10 protein-coding genes are annotated in these 18,012 nt (G+C 44.4%); 6 read left to right on the top strand and 4 right to left on the bottom strand.

The features are described from left to right. Positions 1-9: 9 nt before the first annotated feature. Positions 10-1,338: a hypothetical protein gene (locus N39L_RS26190; RefSeq protein WP_014276820.1), complete on the bottom strand. Its 1,329-nt coding sequence runs from the start codon at positions 1,336-1,338 to the stop codon at positions 10-12. Positions 1,339-1,557: 219 nt separating this feature from the next. Between N39L_RS26190 and N39L_RS26185 the strand changes: the two genes are divergently transcribed. Further along, complete coding sequence (locus N39L_RS26185) at positions 1,558-5,286, top strand: PAS domain-containing protein (RefSeq protein ID WP_006619704.1); 3,729 nt, start codon at positions 1,558-1,560, stop codon at positions 5,284-5,286. Positions 5,287-5,352: 66 nt separating this feature from the next. Beyond that, entirely contained in the window at positions 5,353-6,600 is a 1,248-nt protein-coding gene (locus N39L_RS26180) for an ATP-binding protein (RefSeq protein WP_006619703.1), read from the top strand. A 6-nt stretch (positions 6,601-6,606) separates the two neighbouring features. On the opposite strand, the gene N39L_RS26175 is transcribed toward N39L_RS26180, so the two are convergent. The 3 genes from N39L_RS26175 to ggpS all read right to left on the bottom strand — a co-directional run bounded on the left by N39L_RS26175 (position 6,607) and on the right by ggpS (position 10,940). Next, on the bottom strand, positions 6,607-7,554 hold the full coding sequence (locus N39L_RS26175) for an NAD(P)H-dependent glycerol-3-phosphate dehydrogenase (RefSeq protein WP_014276818.1): 948 nt from the start codon (positions 7,552-7,554) through the stop codon (positions 6,607-6,609). 69 nt (positions 7,555-7,623) lie between these two features. After that, the gene (gene glpD, locus N39L_RS26170; RefSeq protein ID WP_006619701.1) at positions 7,624-9,318 is read right to left on the bottom strand and encodes a glycerol-3-phosphate dehydrogenase; all 1,695 of its coding nucleotides are present in this window, start codon (positions 9,316-9,318) and stop codon (positions 7,624-7,626) included. A 113-nt stretch (positions 9,319-9,431) separates the two neighbouring features. After that, entirely contained in the window at positions 9,432-10,940 is a 1,509-nt protein-coding gene (gene ggpS / locus N39L_RS26165; protein WP_014276817.1) for a glucosylglycerol-phosphate synthase, read from the bottom strand. Positions 10,941-11,461: 521 nt separating this feature from the next. On the opposite strand from ggpS, the gene gghA reads away from it, so the two are divergent. The 4 genes from gghA to N39L_RS26145 all read left to right on the top strand — a co-directional run bounded on the left by gghA (position 11,462) and on the right by N39L_RS26145 (position 18,012). Further along, positions 11,462-13,969 (top strand): glucosylglycerol hydrolase, encoded by a 2,508-nt coding sequence (gene gghA / locus N39L_RS26160; RefSeq protein ID WP_014276816.1) that lies wholly within the window; start codon positions 11,462-11,464, stop codon positions 13,967-13,969. A gap of 206 nt (positions 13,970-14,175) precedes the next feature. Then, positions 14,176-14,391, top strand: coding sequence for a DUF7219 family protein (locus N39L_RS26155; protein ID WP_043468592.1), 216 nt, complete (start codon positions 14,176-14,178; stop codon positions 14,389-14,391). A 132-nt stretch (positions 14,392-14,523) separates the two neighbouring features. Continuing rightward, on the top strand, positions 14,524-16,341 hold the full coding sequence (locus tag N39L_RS26150) for an SLBB domain-containing protein (protein WP_006619697.1): 1,818 nt from the start codon (positions 14,524-14,526) through the stop codon (positions 16,339-16,341). Positions 16,342-16,365: 24 nt separating this feature from the next. Continuing rightward, positions 16,366-18,012 (top strand): ABC1 kinase family protein, encoded by a 1,647-nt coding sequence (locus tag N39L_RS26145; protein ID WP_014276813.1) that lies wholly within the window; start codon positions 16,366-16,368, stop codon positions 18,010-18,012.

Below are 18,012 nucleotides of genomic sequence, written 5' to 3'. Positions count from 1 at the left end.
TAACTTAATTTACAATTGACTGCGGGTATGTCGTGCCTTTTGTAACAGTTCTTGAGCCTCAGCATTAACAGTTGTTCCAGGGCGAACCAACTCTAATGTATAAATAACGTCAGATATCTTATTATTTAAAGATGTAAAATTGGGATTAGCAGAAATCGTCAACTGTCGCCATTCCACAATTAACCGTCTGGCTCTTTCCATGGCATCTACAGAATCTCTTTCGTCCTGTAATCTTTGTTGAATTTGCCGACGATTTGACCGATATTCAGCTAGTTTGGTTTGAGCTTCCAAATAACTCGGATTGTCTGGATTAATCTGTTCTAAGCGTTTAATCGCCTCATTCCAATGCTCGATTACCTGCTGCCAATGTAATTGATTATGGGGTGGATTTTGAGCATCATTAGCAGCCTTACTAGCAAAAATTTGCGCCGCCTCAATTAAAGTATTACCCTGTAAACGACCAGCTACAAACCCCACCTGCTGCTGAAAATCACGGTTAGCAGCGGTCAACTGCTGTTGTGCATTCTTTCCAGACAAAGTTGCTTGGGGGATTTGTCTTAGTTGATCAATAGCCTGTTGCCAAGCTATAATAGCTGTCTGTTGATCGGCGGGCGATTCCGCTTCATTATACTGTGCTGTGGCTATCTGTAAGGCTTGTTGAGCTTGCTGTAAGGCTTGATAAGCATTCTGTTCCTGGAAAATCTGGGCTTCCATGCGGCCCACCAGTTTCCGGGTATTTTGGTACTCATCAAAAGTAAAGCGCCAGGTGCAACCAAACAAATTACAATAAGCCTTTGGGTAATATCCCAAAAACCATACAGGCAACTTATCCAGGAGCTTTTGAGCCTGGCTGGCTTTCTCAGCCCCTAGTTCAAAGTCTGTCATAGCTGTGGCTTTATTGACCAATTGATCAGCCTGTTCTACTAAAGCGATCGCCTGTCGGTAGTTATAATCCATGCTAATATAGCTGGGAAGCAACAACAAGGGGGCGGTTGTAGCCACAGGTTGGCGAATCATCGGATAAGGTAAATTAACTAACCAAACGACTCCCGCTAGTCCCCCGATGACTCCCCCTCCCCAAAATAGCTTTTTGATAGCACCAGGAGGACGGTTAGCCCGGGCAGCTTTATCAATTACTTTGGGGTTAAAATCAGGAAACTGATCCGTAAGTAATTCCTCAAGTTCCGATCGCCTTAGAAAATCTCCCGACTGCGATCGCCTTTTTTGCAACCGAGATCGTACAATTTCAGCCCCAATTTGATCAATGGGATTTTCTTTAACCCGCCGATTGATCTCCATCAGCAGAATATCAAAGGATTTTGGCGAAAGTCGTGCCATAAGTACACCTTCCCACCCTAGTGATTAAAGTTTATATTTTCTGTAGGATAGCTTCCGTGCATCTACAAGCAATAGCTATATAATTCCTGACATCGACTCAGGATTTGACTGATTAGAAGGTATCCCTACAGGTAGATGTGTCAATAGTAACAATAATTCATCCTTGAGATAGAGGCAATTTTCACCTCAGCTTAGTTTTATACAAAAATTTGAGTATTAATGATTTTTACAGTAATAGCAATGGCCCGTCAACTATTAGCCCCAGATCTAGCTTTAATAGCCAGCCTAGGATTTATAGAGCCAATGGTGTTACCACAAAGGGTATCTTTTCTATTGGCGATCGCTGACTACATTCTCGCCCTGCTGTTATTGTACATCATCGTGATCTGGCGAGATCTTCCCCTGCGTCGATTAATCTTTCTATTTGCTGTGTTTGTCTTCTGCACTGGTAGCTTTATTATCTTACAGGGAGAAACTTGGTTAAATCCTACACCTAACCTAATTTTTATAGTAGGGGCGATCGCTTTCATTATTTCCCTATCAATTATCCAGGGACTACTTAAATTAATCCCCGGTCTGGGGCTGGGTGAGTCAACCCCCCAACTCCAAAACTCAAATGGTCTACTCCTCAACCCTAATTCTTGGCCAGAAACCACCCGCTACCCACGGCAACACACACAAGCACCTGTCAAAAATAGCCAATCAGATCTTCTGTTGACCATTCAAGATCAGACCGCTGAACTTCAGGAAACCATTAAACAATTAAAACTACAAATTCAACAGCAGCAAGTGATAGCCACGAATGCTACACAAGAGAAACATTTGCTGCAAGCTATTCTTGATAACTGTCCGGCGCTGATCTGTGCCAAAGATAGTCAAAACCGTTATATTATGGTTAATCGTCAGTGCGAAATTTTCTTAAATCGACCAGCCCAGGAGATTCTTGGTAAAACCAACTATGATTTATTTCCAACAACTATCGCCCAAAAACTACAAGAATCGGATCAAAAAGTTTTCGACAGTGGTAGAGTGCAGCAAACTCACCAAAATATAGTCAATTATCATGGTAAAATTCGCCAATTTATATCCGTAAATTTTCCGATTTTTAATCAAAATAGACATATTTTAGCCGTGTGTAATATTGGTAGTGATATCACGGAAGGCAAACGCCAAGAACAGAGGCTCAGGTTACTCGAATCAGCCGTTAGCCATACCACTGATGCGATCGCGATCGCTCAATGTAACCCAGAAAAAACCACGGATTCTCAGATAGTTTATATTAATAAAGCCTTTACTAATCTTACTGGTTATCAACCGGAAGATATCATTGGTAAAAATCCCAATATTCTGCAAGGAACCGACACAGACGAGCAACAATTAAAGCGAGTTGAAGTCGCCCTCAGCCAGGGTCAGTCTATACAAGTGGAATTGATTAACTACCGTCAGAATCGCTCGAAATATTGGGCGGATCTTAGTATTTCTCCGGTCACTGATGACACGGGAAAAGTCAGCCATTTTGTCTTTGTACAACGTGATATAACATCCCGAAAACTGAAAACTAGCACCCTCCAAAGGGAGCGAGAACAACTCCAGCAAATTATTACTAATGCTCCGGTGGCTGTAGCTATTTTAGATTGTTCTATGCGCTATATAGCTTATAGCGATCGCTGGCTCCAAGAGTATCATCTTCCCCCAGAATCTTTAGTGGGTCGTAGCCACTATGAAATTTTCCCCCATATCTCAGAAACCTGTACAGAAGTCTACCGCCGAGCTATTGCTGGTGAGGTGATTTCCTGCTCGGAAGATAACATGATTTATCCTGATGGTTCCCACGGATATTTTCGCTGGGCTATTCATCCTTGGTATACCTTAAACCAGGAAATAGGCGGCGTGGTTATTGCCACTTATCCCATTGATGAATTAGTGAAAGCACGAGAAGCAGCCCTAGAAAACTCGCGGCTAAAATCCCAATTTTTAGCTAATATGAGCCATGAAATTAGAACTCCCATGAATGGGGTTTTAGGGATGACTGGGTTATTGCTGAAAACCGAACTAGATACTAAACAAAAAGATTTTGTCCAGGCGATTCGCACCAGTGCTAATCACCTCTTAGCTATAATTAATGATATCCTCGATTTTTCTAAGTTAGAAGCCCAAGAAATTGAACTAGAAGACTTGGATTTTGACCTAGAAGAATGCCTAGAAAATATCATTGATTTATTAGCAGCACAGGCAGAAAATAAGGGCATTGAATTAGCGGCTATTGTCGATCGCAATGTTCCCCGTTATCTGCGGGGCGACCCAGGTAGACTGCGGCAGGTACTGTTAAACCTGATGAGTAATGGCATTAAATTTACCCCGGCTGGAGAAGTCACCCTGCGAGTTAGCCGCCCTCCCAACTATGATATTAATGCTCCTTTGATATTACGTTATGAAGTGCAGGATACTGGCATTGGTATTCCGCCTGAGTCTCATGGAAGGTTATTTGAGGCTTTTTCTCAGGTGGATGCTTCCACGACTCGCAAATTTGGAGGTACTGGGTTGGGCTTAGTAATTTGTAAGCAGTTGGTAGATGTTATGGGGGGAGAAATCGGTTTAGAAAGTGTGGTTGGTCAAGGTAGCAATTTTTGGTTTACTCTGCCTTTTTCTATTTCCAAAACTGCATCATTTCCCAATTTACCAGAAACGTTAACCAAATTAAAAATTTTGGTGGTTGATGCTAATGCAAGTGTGCGCCAGTCTGTCCGGTATCTGATTCAATCTTGGGGGATGGAACTTGAGGAAGCCTCTGGCCCAGAAATGGCTTTGTCAAAGTTGCGTGATGCCGCCAATAATAACCAACCCTTTAAGTTGGCAATTTTTGACCAAAATCTGTTGATTGATGGAGATAAAAATTTAGCCGCAGTTATCCAAAATGAACCCATGCTGAGTGATACTAAGTTGGTGTTAATGACTTCTATGCGCCGACTCAGTTCGGTGGAAGATTTATTAGATGATGGTTGGGCTAACAGTTATTTAATTAAACCTGTGCGGGCTTCTCGATTATTTGATGCTTTGCTGACAGCTATGGCTAATGAAATTACGGGGAATTTAGCCGAGTTTCGCTCCCGTAGTGATGGTTTTGGGGATAATTCTACTACCCTATCCCCTACTGGTTTGGATTTAAAAGTTTTACTAGCTGAGGATCATCCTATTAATCAACAGGTATTGTTAAATCAGTTGAGTTTATTAGGGATTGAAGCTGATTTGGCGGAAAATGGAGAACAGGTGCTGGAATTATTAAGCGATCGCCATTATGACCTAGTGTTTATGGATTGTCAGATGCCTAAATTAGATGGTTACGCTACAACCAAGGAACTACGGAAACGGGAAGGAACCGATCGCCATACCACTGTCATCGCCCTCACCGCCCACGCTATGCCTAGCGATCGCCAAAAATGCTTATCAGCCGGTATGGATGATTATATCAGCAAACCCATCACCCAGGAGGAGTTAGCATTTAAACTGCAAACTTGGGCCGCCCGTCGGCAACAAATACCCAGCCCAAATGCCCCTGAAACCAGCCCGACCCCCAAAACCATATCAACTCATACAAAACAGGATAAACCTAGGCTCCTGCTTGATTTAGACCGCCTCCAGACAATTTCTAGGGGTAAGGTTGAATTTCAGAAAAAGTTATTGGCTGTGTTTATGGAAAATGCACGCCAAGATATAGTTAAACTGCGCCAAGCTATCACCGCATCAGACTTTCAAGCTATGGCTATGGTTGCTCACCGCATCAAAGGTTCTAGTGGTAATGTGGGGGTGCCGGTTTTAACAACGATCGCCGCCGATATTGAAGAAAAAGCCCGCAGCCAAAGCATCGCCGGATCTATGAGTCTAATTGACTCCCTCGCCGAAAATCTTAACCGGGTGGATAGTTTGATTAAACAAAAATTTTATAGCTGATCACAAAACATGGCAAAATAGACTCACTAACATCACAGTAACTACTCAATTAATCAATATTAACCCATGGCAACGATTCTAATTGTTGATGATGACATCGCCACCCAAATGATTCTACAGAATACCCTGGAAGAACAAGGGTATCAAGTGGCGATCGCTGAAGATGGTAAAACCGCCCTAGATTTAGCGGAGAGTCTCTCCCCAGAATTAATGATTTGTGATTGGATGTTACCTGAGTTAAACGGCTTAGAGGTCTGTCAGAAACTGCGTTCCCATGGGATATTATCTAGCACATTTTTCATCCTCTTAACCGCCCAGGAACAAATAGATGAGTGTAGTTCCCTTGATGAGTTTACTTCGGAATATCGGATTGATGAATTGATGAGCAAACCCATTGAAATTGATGGGCTATTAGCTAGGGTACGATGTGGCTTAAAAATTGCGGCTCAAAATAAACAGTTAAAACAGGCTTATCAACAACTATTATACAGTGAGAAAATGCTAAATTTGGGGCAAATGGTTTCCGGCATTGCCCACGAAATTAATAACCCGGTTTCCTTTGTGACTGGTAATATTAACCATGCGACTGGTTATGCTCAAGATTTAATGGAATTGGTAGAGTTGTATGGTGAAACTTATCCCGAACCTGTGGCAGAAATTGAGGAAAGAATCGAGGATATTGATTTAGAATTTCTGCTAGAAGATTTCCCACAACTCCTAGAATCAATTAAAGTGGGAACTGACCGTATCCGTCATTTGGTGGAGTCTCTACGGAATTTTTATAAACAGGATGATGGGGAATTAAAAACTGTTGATATTCATGAAGGTCTGGCAGATATTATCCTGATTTTACAGGGACGTATTAAAGGGAAAAAAGGTCGCGCCATTGAGATGGTTGAAAACTACGGAGAATTACCCCAGGTACAATGCTACCCAGGGCAACTTCATCAGGTATTTATGAACCTGCTAAATAATGCGATCGACAGTTTAGATACTAACCGAGAACAAGACAATGAGTTTCAGCCCGAAATTAAGATTACCACGACGGTGGAAACTTCAGAACCACCAGGGGAGGGTTGGGTAACAATCAGGATTTATGATAATGGTAATGGCATTCCCGAATCATTAAGCGATCGCATTTTTCAGCCCCTATTCACCACCAAACCTCCCCACATAGGTACAGGTATGGGATTAAGTCTCAGCCATAAAATTATCACCGAAGTTCATCGGGGAACTATTGAAGTTAAATCCGACCCCGAAACTGGAACCGAATTTATCATCAAAATTCCCCAAAAGCAAACCGGGACTGATTAAGGATGATTAAGACTCTTCGTGAAACTCCGGTTTTAAATCCCTTTCCATCAAGGCTTCAACCGCTTCTTCGGGGTTAATTTCATTGTTCAATAAGCGATAGACCTGTCGAGAAATGGGGACGGGAATTTTTTCGCGGTCAGCAATAGCGATAAGTACATTAGTGGTATTTACCCCTTCGGCTGTACTACCCAACTCCTGCAAAATCACCTCTAAGGTTTTACCCTCAGCCAAACCATAGCCCACCCGATAATTACGGCTTAAAGCACTATTACAGGTGGCTAACATATCCCCCAAACCTGACAGACCAAAAAAGGTCTCTGTCTGTCCCCCCAAATGGGTGCCAATGCGGATCATTTCTGTTAACGCCCGTGTCAGGAGGGCAGATTTGGCATTAATGCCCAATTGTAAGCCATCACAGACCCCAGAGGCGATCGCAATTACATTTTTTAAAGTTCCTCCCAACTCCGTCCCCATAGGGTCATTACTGGTATAAACCCGCAGCAAACTCGAAGCAAATAGCCTCTGGGCGAACTCCGCCGCCCCTAGGTCAGAACTTGCTACCACCGTCGCCGCCGGAAGATGTCGTTCAATTTCGGCCGACAGATTAGGCCCTGATAGTACCACAATGGGATGATCTGGGAAATCCTGCTCCCAAATTTGAGAAGGAGTCCGGGTGCTTTCCGCGTCTAAGCCTTTAGTAGCAGTGACAATAGGAACATGATCGGGGATACCAATTTCCTGGAGTTTTCCCGCCGTCGCCGCCACCCCTTTCATAGAAATAGCAGAAACGATTAAATCAGCCCCTTCTACCGCTTCCTCCAAAGTATTACCTAAACGGCGAGACCAGAGATTAATTTTATGGCCATTATGACCCGCCAACTCAGCCAGCGCACTACCCCAAGCCCCCGCGCCCAAAACTGTCAGGGTTGCCTGTTCCTTATCTGGAAATTCCATAAAATCTTCGTTATTCTATCTTAACAAGGATACATTGTCACAAAGACTCGCTCTCAGCATCACCAATGGTTAAACCATTTGGGGTGATAAAGCCTTTTCCCAAGCCTCCAATTCATAATCGGGAATGCAGTTTAACCGCATATAATCATGGTAGGCTATTACTTCGCGATCGCACTTTTCTTGAGTCCAACCCGCATATTTTTGGAGAGTCTCAGTAATAGTCGGTAATAAATCTAACCCATAGCGAGCGTGCATGGCTAGAGTAGTTCGTCGCCGGGTAATATCTACCAAAGTTTGCGCCATTTCCGATCGCACTCCGTAGACCAGTTGAGCTTTAATATCAGGTAAAGCCGGGGTAATTTTTTCCCTCAACTCCTCATGTTCATCAGTTAGCTGCAATACCTCCAGCGCCCGCGCCCCATAAATCGAAAACAGATGATGAATAGTTTTCAGAGGTAGTTGGGGGCGATAATCATAAAGGGCCTGTCCGATGCGAGTATCATTAGGGAAAATGGCCCCAGGTAGTGGCGTGTCCGTCTCACACCGTCGCGCAGGTAGCCCCATTTTCTGATAACTAGCATCAACCAACTCTTCCGCCACCTGGCGATAGGTGGTTAGTTTGCCACCAATCAAAGATAGCAGATTTTCCACCCCATCCTTATCATGGTCATAAACAATGTGTTTCCGGGTGATAGCAGCCGTTTTTTGGCTAGGTTCCACATAGGGAAGGGGGCGGACTCCAGAATAGGTAAACTTCACGTCCTGACGCGAAAGTTCAGCGGTGGGAATAATGCCATTAGTTTCCCGCAACAGATAATCAATTTCATCATTATCTGCTTTAATGGCTTCCAGATTCTCATTAAAATAAATATCCGTAGTGCCAATGAGATACATTCCCAACCAAGGCACAATAAAAAACGGCCGTCCGTCCGATTTTGCCTCGACATATAGGGAAGTTTCCGGCGCACCAGGGAAGGGATCTACAATAATATGGCTGCCTTTAGTGCCGCCGATTTTGCGAGTTGTGCCAATGGCGGCGGGTTGGTCTTTCTCTCGCCCCAGTTGACAAACGCGATCGACCCAAGGGCCAGAAGTATTGATAACTACCGCCTTCGGGCTACCCTTAACCGTAAAAGTTTCGCCGCTGAAAACATCCCGACAATTCAGTTGATTAATGCGTTTTCCTTCCCGGTCAAGTCCGGTCACTTCCACATAGTTAAGAATTGTCGCGCCCGCTTGTTTAGCCGCGATAATATTTTCCAAACATAACCTCTCAGCATATTCTACTTGAGCATCATAATACTGAGCGCCGCCTTTCAGATTTTCCTTATCTAAAGACCGGAATAATTGCTGAAATTGGGTGTTAGGTAGCATTCTGTGAGTCGGTAAACTCTTGTCATAGCTGAACACATCATAAAGCAGCATTCCCGCCCAAATTTTCCAATAAGGACGCGATCGCCCCCCATAAACTGGTACAGTTAATAACAGTGGTTTAACTAAATGGGGCGCTGTCCGCAGTAGAATTTCTCGCTCTCGCAGGGACTCACGCACTAGGGGAAACTCGAAATATTCCAGATAACGTAACCCTCCATGAACCAGCCTAGTAGACCAGCTTGAGGTCGCCCCCGCAAAATCCCCCTTTTCAATTAAAATAGTTTTTAAGCCCCTCAGCGCCGCATCACGAGCTACTCCGGCTCCATTTATACCACCGCCAATCACAATTAAATCGTAGGTTTCCGCCTGAATTTTTGGATAGTCTCCCATGATGATTATAGTTGAGTTTTCTTAGCTACTTTAATATCGCAAACTCGGCTAATTGATGTGGGCTACTCTCAGCCTTTATAGTTCACCAATTAACCGAATTTCAAGTTACTTGTTTACACAGCCACAGTAGTTTTCACAGCAGCTTTTTGATGCGTCATAGACTCGAAACGTTCAAACACATGATCCGCCCAATACTTGACATCATATTTAACTACAGTTTTACGCATTTCAGCCATCCGCCGTTTTTGTTCTTCGGGGTCCATGGCTAAAGCAAATTCGATCGCCTCATCCATGCGCTGAGTTGAATAGGGATTAGCCAAAACCGCCTGGGGAAGTTCCACCGCCGCCCCCACAAATTCCGACAGCACCAAGACACCGCCGCGATCTTCTCTGGCGACCACATATTCTTTAGCTACCAGGTTCAAACCATCCCGCAAGGGAGTAGTCCAGCAGACATCAGCTAATCGGTAATAGGAAAACAAATCCGGTAGGGGTATCGGCTGGGTAAATAACAAAGTCGGCATCCAATCTAATCGTGCAAATCGGCCGTTAATTTTCCCTACTAATTGCTCGATTTGATGTTGAGCAGTTTTATAAACCCGCATCCCATCAGCCGCCGATACACAAGTCATCAAAAACTGAATTTTTCCATGGAGATCTCGGCGACGTTCTAACAGTCGCTCATAGGCTTCTAACATCTGCCGATTTCCCTTCACATAATCGACCCGACCCGCCGCCAAAATTAATTTGCGATCGCCTAATTCTTCATTAATTGCCGTCAAACGTGACTGACCCTCTGGCTTCTCTAAAACCGATTCTATGAAACCCGGATTTGTACCCACCGGGAAAGCGTCAATATTCACTATTTGACCCTTATACTCAAGTTGGCTCACCATTTCTGGTTCTGCTAAAGCAGTTCCTACTTTGGTAAGATGAGGGGCTACAGGTTCCCGTTTAACCACTTTTATCTCGCACAAACTCCGAGCGACATTGACAAAATTCTCCGAGTAGCGAGGAATATGGAAACCCACTAAATCGCAGCATAAAAGACTCTCCACAATTTCCTGTCGCCAAGGTAGGATATTAAACACATCCACCGACGGAAATGGTGTATGATGAAAGAAGGCAATCCGTGCATCCGGTTTCAGTTCCCGAATGTAGCGCGCCGCCAACCATAGGTTATAGTCATGAATCCAAATTAAAGCATCATCTGCCGCCTCTTCGCAGGCTGCTTCTGCAAATAAACGATTAATCGTGGTAAAGTTTTCCCAGTCCGCCGTTTCCGAGGTGAAATGATACGGGAACGAGTGTAGAACTGGCCAGAATGCCTCTTTAGAGGTGATGTGGTAGAAATGTTTAACCTGGTCGGCGTTTAAGGCTATGCGGCGCACAGTATAGTTACCTTCATCTTCCACTTCTACCCTTTCTTGAAAGTCGGCTTTTTGCTTGGCTGTTACTTGTTTCCAAGCTACCCAAGTGCCTTGATTAACGTTAGCAAAGAAACTTTTTAGGGTCGGTACAATACCATTAGGGCTTTTTTTGGCTCGGTAGTGAATTTTACCATTTTCGATGACCTCATCGTAGGGTTCGCGATGGTACAGAATTACCAGTGAAGATTTCATAATTTTTGTGTTTTCCGTGAAACAATTTTGAAGTTTACAGTTATGCGATCGCCTGAATTTTCAGGAGTCTCGCGCCATGTTCATTTCCGGTCAACTCAACGCTAAAATACAGCGCGCCTGTGGGTCAATTTACGAGTTGACTTACTTGATGAACAGGGATATATAGATTTATTCATGAAAACTATATTGACAACAACAAATCTAGGGTTAAGTATGTTAGTGTTAACTTCCCATCAATGCCATACAGTAGGTAGGCTTATAATTATGCGATCGCTATCAAACATCAACCACATTTGATTGAGACTGCACGCTTGGGTCAATTGACCCATTGACCTACTACACTTTAACTCGATTACTGGAGCCTAGCCTTCACAGGTTAACAAAACTTAACTATAGTTAACATCTATCCTAGGGTTGATTCACAAATGGGGCAAGCGATCGCAAATTTAACAGTAACGCTAGAGTCGGAAACCCCTGGGTTAGACTAGAGTGAAATTGTCGAGTCAAGTAGAAACTTAGTTTTGGTAACCACAACAGAACCCACCATCAAACTGGTAGACGAAGAAACCGAAAATCTGCTAAATTGGGCAGCTACCGTCGAACATTCCAAAGCCTCCTATTTTGAAAAAGCACAAATTCTCGCCCAAAAATTAGGAGCCCACTGGCTAGGAGACGGACTAACACAAATCGGGTTTTGGACTCCCAAATTAACCTCCCAAGTCATGAGGAGGCTAGAGATTTTCCTAGAGGTACTCATCCCCATAGATGAAATAGACCTGCGGGCAGATCAGCAAGTAGTCCGTTTCCACCGTACCCGAATAAACCTCAAACAACAGGGAGAATATCACTGGGGAGTTGTCGCCGGAATGCAACCCGGAAGCCGAGAGCAAGTCGGATCATTCTATTGGCTGCGCTACATTGACCAAGCCGAAAAACTGCAAGCGATCCGTGATCCCCTGGCTTACTCCCTTCCCTATGGAGTATTCGGACCCGCTGAACTCTACGACATCGAAACCCTACAAGCCCAACGCCCCGACCTAGAATATTTTAGCCGTCGGGGAACCTCCCGCCACCCCACCATTGACCTACATGATGATGATCTCTCCCCCCTACCCAACCCCAAATTAATTCCCAGGGTTCGGGCTCCCAAAAACATTCTGCAACTCCATGTAGGAACCGCCACCGCTGCTGGTACCTTTGAGGGATTAACCAGCCTTTATAGTCGTATTTCCGATAAATTAGCCAAAAATATCCCCCTGACCCCCCTGGAGGAAAACTATATCGGCTATGGTGCTGTGCAACTGCTACCCACAGAACCCCCCATCGAGTTTAGGGATGAATATAGTCCCGAAAGTGAGTTTTTCGCCTTCATGTCAGAAGATGAAGACATTCTCGAGATTAATCTGAGCAAACCCGATACCCAGGATTGGGGCTATGATGTGCCAATTTTAGGGTCTTCTACCACAAATCCGGCAATTATGGGCAGTCGTCGCCCTGATGAGGTAGTGGATTTTATCGCCACATTGCATAATTTCTCCACCGGACCCATTCAGGTTATTTATGACATTGTTTATGGTCATGCTGATAACCAATCGGAATTACTCCTGAATCGTCAGTTCCTAAAAGGGCAGAATATGTATGGTCAGGATTTAAACCACCAACTGCCAACGGTGCGGGCTATCTTGCTAGAAATGCAGCGCCGTAAAATGAATACCGGAGTTGATGGGATTCGCATTGATGGCGGTCAAGATTTCCGGTTCTTTAATCCCTTAACTGGCTTGGTCGAACAGGATGATGCTTATTTGTTAGCCATGAGTGATGTTGTTCAAGATATTGGCGGCTATCAACGGTTACTGTTTACTATTTTTGAAGATGGCAGACCATGGCCGGAGGAAGGATGGGAGGAAATTTCTACCTATCGAGATCTGATTGAACTGCGCCCGGACTCCTTCCAATGGGGGCCGTTAATTTTTGCTCATAATACCCCCACTTTAAAGGGTTTTTGGGAGAGGAAATGGAAACGAGTTTGTGAGGTTATGTATCAGGGAGAAAATTGGATTACGGGTTGTGCTAACCATGATACTGTCCGACGGGGAAATCAGGTTGAGTTAGACCAAGAAATTAATTGGAATTTGGGTAAAACTTTGTCGGAGGTTTTGCATAATGGTTATGATAATCCGGCGGTGACGTTGTGGGTGTATGGCTTTAGTCCGGGTTTACCGATGGATTTTATTAATGCTACCACCAGAGCCCCCTGGATGTTTTTCCGCAATACTGATGAACGCTATGGCGTGAAAGTTGTCGCGGAAGAAATGGGCTTTTTAGATTGGCAAATTACCCCGGAATTGTATCAGCGAGATTTTGTGTTTTCTGGTTTAAAAAGTTTGGGCTTTGAGGACTTAGAAGAAATTAAGCAGTTTGGCAATGCTTTACAACAGGCGATGATTGATAATGATTATAGTCTCCCCGCTGTGGTAGAGGCTTGTCAGGCTTGTTTGGGGGATTCAGCACAAGAGTGTAAAGTTGAATATTGGCAAAAGATGAATCACCCGGAGATGGTGGAGTTTCTCAAGGATCTCAATATTCCGAAACTCAAAGAATTTGCCCTCAAGTTTATGGAGGACTGCTACGAAATCTGTAATGTCTCTCACTATGGTGAGGATCTAAATGCTGTGCAAACTAATTTTAATTTGCAGTTGCGTCGCTTCCGACACGATCGCATTTGGTTGCGTCAGAATTTGATGGGTACAGATCAGTTTAACAAAATTGGTGATCAGACTCAGACCGTTTTTTATGGAGTCCGAGGAAACCCTTACCGGGAAGAAGACCAAGTGGTGATGGTGGCCCACATGGGAGGGGAACCAATGACGGTAACGGTGGGAGATTGGCTAGAATTAGACTTATCGGATTGGAAAGTGGCGATCGCCTCTCCGGGAGTCGAATTAAATGATAACCTAGCTTCCTTGAAGAAATTTGAACTCAAAGATAGCCAAGGTGTCCTGTTAGTACCCCAACAGCCCCAGAAATAACCTGTAGATCATAGCTGAATTGCTACTCATGCTACAGGCATTCCCAGAAATTAATGTTAGGTTGAAGTAGGGGACAGTAAACAACAGGGTTGATTTTGACAAGTTCATCCCTGAGAATGTATCTTCTGTTTTCAGGCTGCATATCTGTTGCTGTCCCTCACGATTTCAAAACTTGATCACACATTTTGATAGGACTGGTGGCTATCATGGAACTAAACGACTTTTTGAACCCCCGTTATCCTTATCGAGGATCTGACCAACCCGAAAATATGCTATTTAACGCCAACCTGCAAGAATTTGCTCAACAGGTTAGTTATATTGCCGCTTTGCAAACCAACGGGAAAATGTCCACCTATGAGTCTTATAAAAAAATCAAACAACAGTGGAAGAGACTCAAAAAAACCCATAAACAACTCACATAGTAGGTCAATGGATGAGTTGACCTACAAACAGATAACCGCGATCGCTCTTTGGTAGGGAGAGAGGTGGAAACTAGGGGATATAATCTATATCTAACTAGGGAACCTCCCTCCCTATGCTACTTAGTGATATCTATGATTAAATGCCATTATGCCCCCAAACAATATATTTCCCTAACCAGTCTGGGTCTACTCGCCCTAGGTGCGATCGCTTTACCTTCCCCCAGTTGGGCTCAAAACCCCACCGATAACCCTTCTCCCGAGCTTAATCAGCTTTCAGCGCCACCAACTCAGGAAGCCCCATATACCTTGGGGGCGGGTGATCTGATCCAAGTATTTATTTTTCCGGTGGAACAATATAGCAGTCAACAAGAAGTATTAGTTGACGGTACGGTTAACCTTCCCCAAGCTGGTAGTATTTCCGTAAGTGGCATGACCTTAGAACAGGCGGCTAGGGCTATAGGCGATCGCTATGAAAGCGCCAGAATTTTACGAAACCCCAGAGTAACCATCAGCCTCATTACTCCCCGTCCCCTCAGAATAGGCATTTCTGGAGAAATCAACCGCCCCGGTTCCTATACCATGATTAGGGAAGGTTCCCAATTTCCCACCATTACCCGCGCCCTACAACTAGCCGGAGGTATCACCCAAGCCGCAGACCTGCGACAGGTGCAACTGCGACGACCCCAGCGGGGAACCTCAGACCAAATCATCAATCTAAATCTGATGGAACTCCTGCAAACAGGTAATCTCAGCACGGATATCCGGCTTAGGGATGGGGATGTTATCTATATTCCCACCGCCACCGAAATTAACCCAGAAATGGGGCGACAAATTGCTAGGGCTAGTTTTGCTAACAACGAAGCCACCCTAATTGATATTGCTGTATCTGGAGAAGTGCGCCGCCCCGGTCCCTACACCATCCCCAGTCAGGGAGGACCAGGGGGAGTCGCTACCATTACCCAAGCCATTAAGCAAGCCGGAGGAATTCGGCTAATGGCTGATATCAGTCGGGTGCAAATTCGCCGCCTGACGGGCCAGGGACAAGAACAAATACTAGAAGTCAACCTAGAACCCATCCTAGACGGAGATAATCTGCAACAGGATATAGTTCTACAAAATGGCGATAGTATCTTCATCCCTGGGGTAGAAACTGCCAATCTGGAACAATTATCTAACCGCCGCGCGGCGAGTTTTGCAGCAGACCAAAGCGAACCTTTAAATATTGCTGTGATTGGGCAAGTATTTCGACCGGGACCTTATACTGTTACTGGCACTGCTCGCACGGGAGATGCTGGAGTCCCTGGGGCGGCGGGTGGTGGTAGCATCCCGACAGTTACCCGCGCTATTCAGGTGGCGGGAGGGGTTAAACCAGAGGCTGATATTCGACAGGTGGAAATTAGGCGATCTGATAGTCGTGGGAGTCGCCAAGTGATTACTATTAATCTTTGGGAATTACTGCAAAATGGTGATGCTACCCAGGACACAATATTACAGGAAGGGGATACGGTTTTTGTGCCTACAGCTACGGAGATTAACCCGGTGGAAATGGGGGCAATTGCTAACGCTAGTTTCTCCCCAAACAATATCCGTGTTAATGTAGTGGGGGAAGTGCAAAGGTCTGGAGTTGTTCAAATTCCGCCTAATACTCCCTTAAATGAGGCAATACTGACGGCCGGGGGGTTTACCTCTCGCGCCCATCAGTCCTCGGTGGAGTTGATTCGCTTTCGCCCTGATGGTACTGTGGAACAGCGCCGCCTACCAATAGATTTTACTCAGGGAGGTAATTCCCCTAATAATCCTCCTCTCCAAAATAATGATGTGGTGATTGTGGGGCGATCGACACTCGCTAGTATTTCGGATACAGTAGATACTATCATTGCGCCGTTAAATAGGGTGCGATCGCTTTTTGTAGTCCCCAGTGCGTTTATTGATATTTTCAGGAATTACTAAGTCCGTTTTATCGCCGATAAATTTATGTTCTCCATTACTAAAAAAAGCTCCCGACAACGCGAAATTTTGGAAATTGTTTTCAGCAACGGCTGGGACTATATGCGGGGTTTGCTAGTGGGGGATAAACCAGAAGAACCTCGGCTACCATCTCCTGATGTCCTACGGAATATTTTAATTGAATTGGGTCCGGTTTATGTGAAGTTAGGACAACTTTTATCGACTCGTCCTGATTTGCTACCGGGAAGATATGTTGATGCTTTAACCGATTTACAAGCTAATGTTCCCGCTGTAGCTTGGGGGGATATTGAAACTCAACTTAGACAACAGTTTTCTCAACCTTTAGACCAGATTTTTAGTCGGATTGAAACTGAGGCGGTGGCGGCGGCATCTATTGGACAAATTCATCGCGCTACGTTGAAAAATGGCGAAGAAGTTGCCTTGAAAGTACAGCGCCCAGGAATTTCTATTATTGTTGAACAGGATATTAAGTTAATTAAGTCCTTGGCGGATTTAGTGGCGATTACTGACTGGGGAGAAGATTATGATATTGTGGCGATCGCTGAGGAATTTACTAGCGCCTTAAAAGCCGAATTAGACTTTACCTCAGAAGCTGAATATACAGACAAATTGCGGCAAAATCTCTCCAAAACTCGATGGTTTGACCCCGCCAAGTTAATCATTCCCAAGGTTTACTGGGAATTTACAACTCCTAATTTACTGGTTTTAGAATGGTTAAATGGTGTGCCTTTATTGCTGTCAGAACCTTCTAAGAAACAGACAAATGAGGATGATCCACGCCGGGGAGAAATTACCAGTTTATTATTTCGTGCCTTTTTTCAGCAAATCTATTTAGATGGGTTTTTTCATGCGGACCCCCACCCAGGAAATCTATTTTATCTTAATGATGGACGGGTAGCTATTTTAGACTGTGGAATGGTGGGACGGCTAGACCCTCGGACTCAGCAAATTTTAACGGAAATGTTACTAGCAGTGGTGGATATAGATGCTAGACGCTGCGCCCAACTTACCTTAGAATTAGCAGAATCATCGGAATCTGTGCAACTGGGTCGCCTGACTAATGATTATGATAGTATGCTGAGACGATATTATAATCTGAGTCTGGCAGAAATTAATTTTAGTCAGGTATTCTATGAGATTTTGCAGATTTCTCGGAATAATAAAATTCGCCTCCCTAGTAATATGGGATTATATGCTAAAACTTTGGCGAATTTGGAGGGAGTCACCCGCAGTTTCAACCCGGAAGTTAATTTACTCAATGAAATTAAACCATTGATGACGGAGTTATTTCGCAATCAGTTGTTAGGAAATAACCCCCTAGAGACTCTGTTAAGGACAGCTTTAGATCTCAAAAGTTTATCATTGCGATCGCCTAGTCAAATTGAAATGTTTTTAGACCGCGTTACTTCGGAAACACTCAAATGGAATATTATAATCCCCGAATTAACTAGCCTGAAAAATAGCCTAAATGATGCAGCTAACCGCCTGTCTTTTAGTATTGTACTCGGTTCGTTAATTATGGGGGCGGCGATGATTTCAACTGGGGCAAAAACTCCCCAGTTGTCTCTGATTAGTAATATCCTCTTTGCGGCGGCTTCCCTGGTGGGGTTATGGCTGCTGGTGAGTGTATTGCGATCGGGAAATTTACGGTAA

It is taken from the genome of Limnospira platensis NIES-39, from assembly GCF_026000695.1.
In the GTDB taxonomy this organism is placed as follows: Bacteria; Cyanobacteriota; Cyanobacteriia; order Cyanobacteriales; family Microcoleaceae; genus Limnospira; species Limnospira platensis.
This window is presented reverse-complemented; position numbering and strand designations above follow the sequence as displayed.

Coding starts and splice junctions, on each gene's coding strand:
- N39L_RS26190 (WP_014276820.1), bottom strand. CDS start 1,338: ATGGCACGACTTTCGCCAAAATCCTTTGATATTCTGCTGATGGAGATC.
- N39L_RS26185 (WP_006619704.1), top strand. CDS start 1,558: ATGATTTTTACAGTAATAGCAATGGCCCGTCAACTATTAGCCCCAGAT.
- N39L_RS26180 (WP_006619703.1), top strand. CDS start 5,353: ATGGCAACGATTCTAATTGTTGATGATGACATCGCCACCCAAATGATT.
- N39L_RS26175 (WP_014276818.1), bottom strand. CDS start 7,554: ATGGAATTTCCAGATAAGGAACAGGCAACCCTGACAGTTTTGGGCGCG.
- glpD (WP_006619701.1), bottom strand. CDS start 9,318: ATGGGAGACTATCCAAAAATTCAGGCGGAAACCTACGATTTAATTGTG.
- ggpS (WP_014276817.1), bottom strand. CDS start 10,940: ATGAAATCTTCACTGGTAATTCTGTACCATCGCGAACCCTACGATGAG.
- N39L_RS26155 (WP_043468592.1), top strand. CDS start 14,176: ATGGAACTAAACGACTTTTTGAACCCCCGTTATCCTTATCGAGGATCT.
- N39L_RS26150 (WP_006619697.1), top strand. CDS start 14,524: ATGATTAAATGCCATTATGCCCCCAAACAATATATTTCCCTAACCAGT.
- N39L_RS26145 (WP_014276813.1), top strand. CDS start 16,366: ATGTTCTCCATTACTAAAAAAAGCTCCCGACAACGCGAAATTTTGGAA.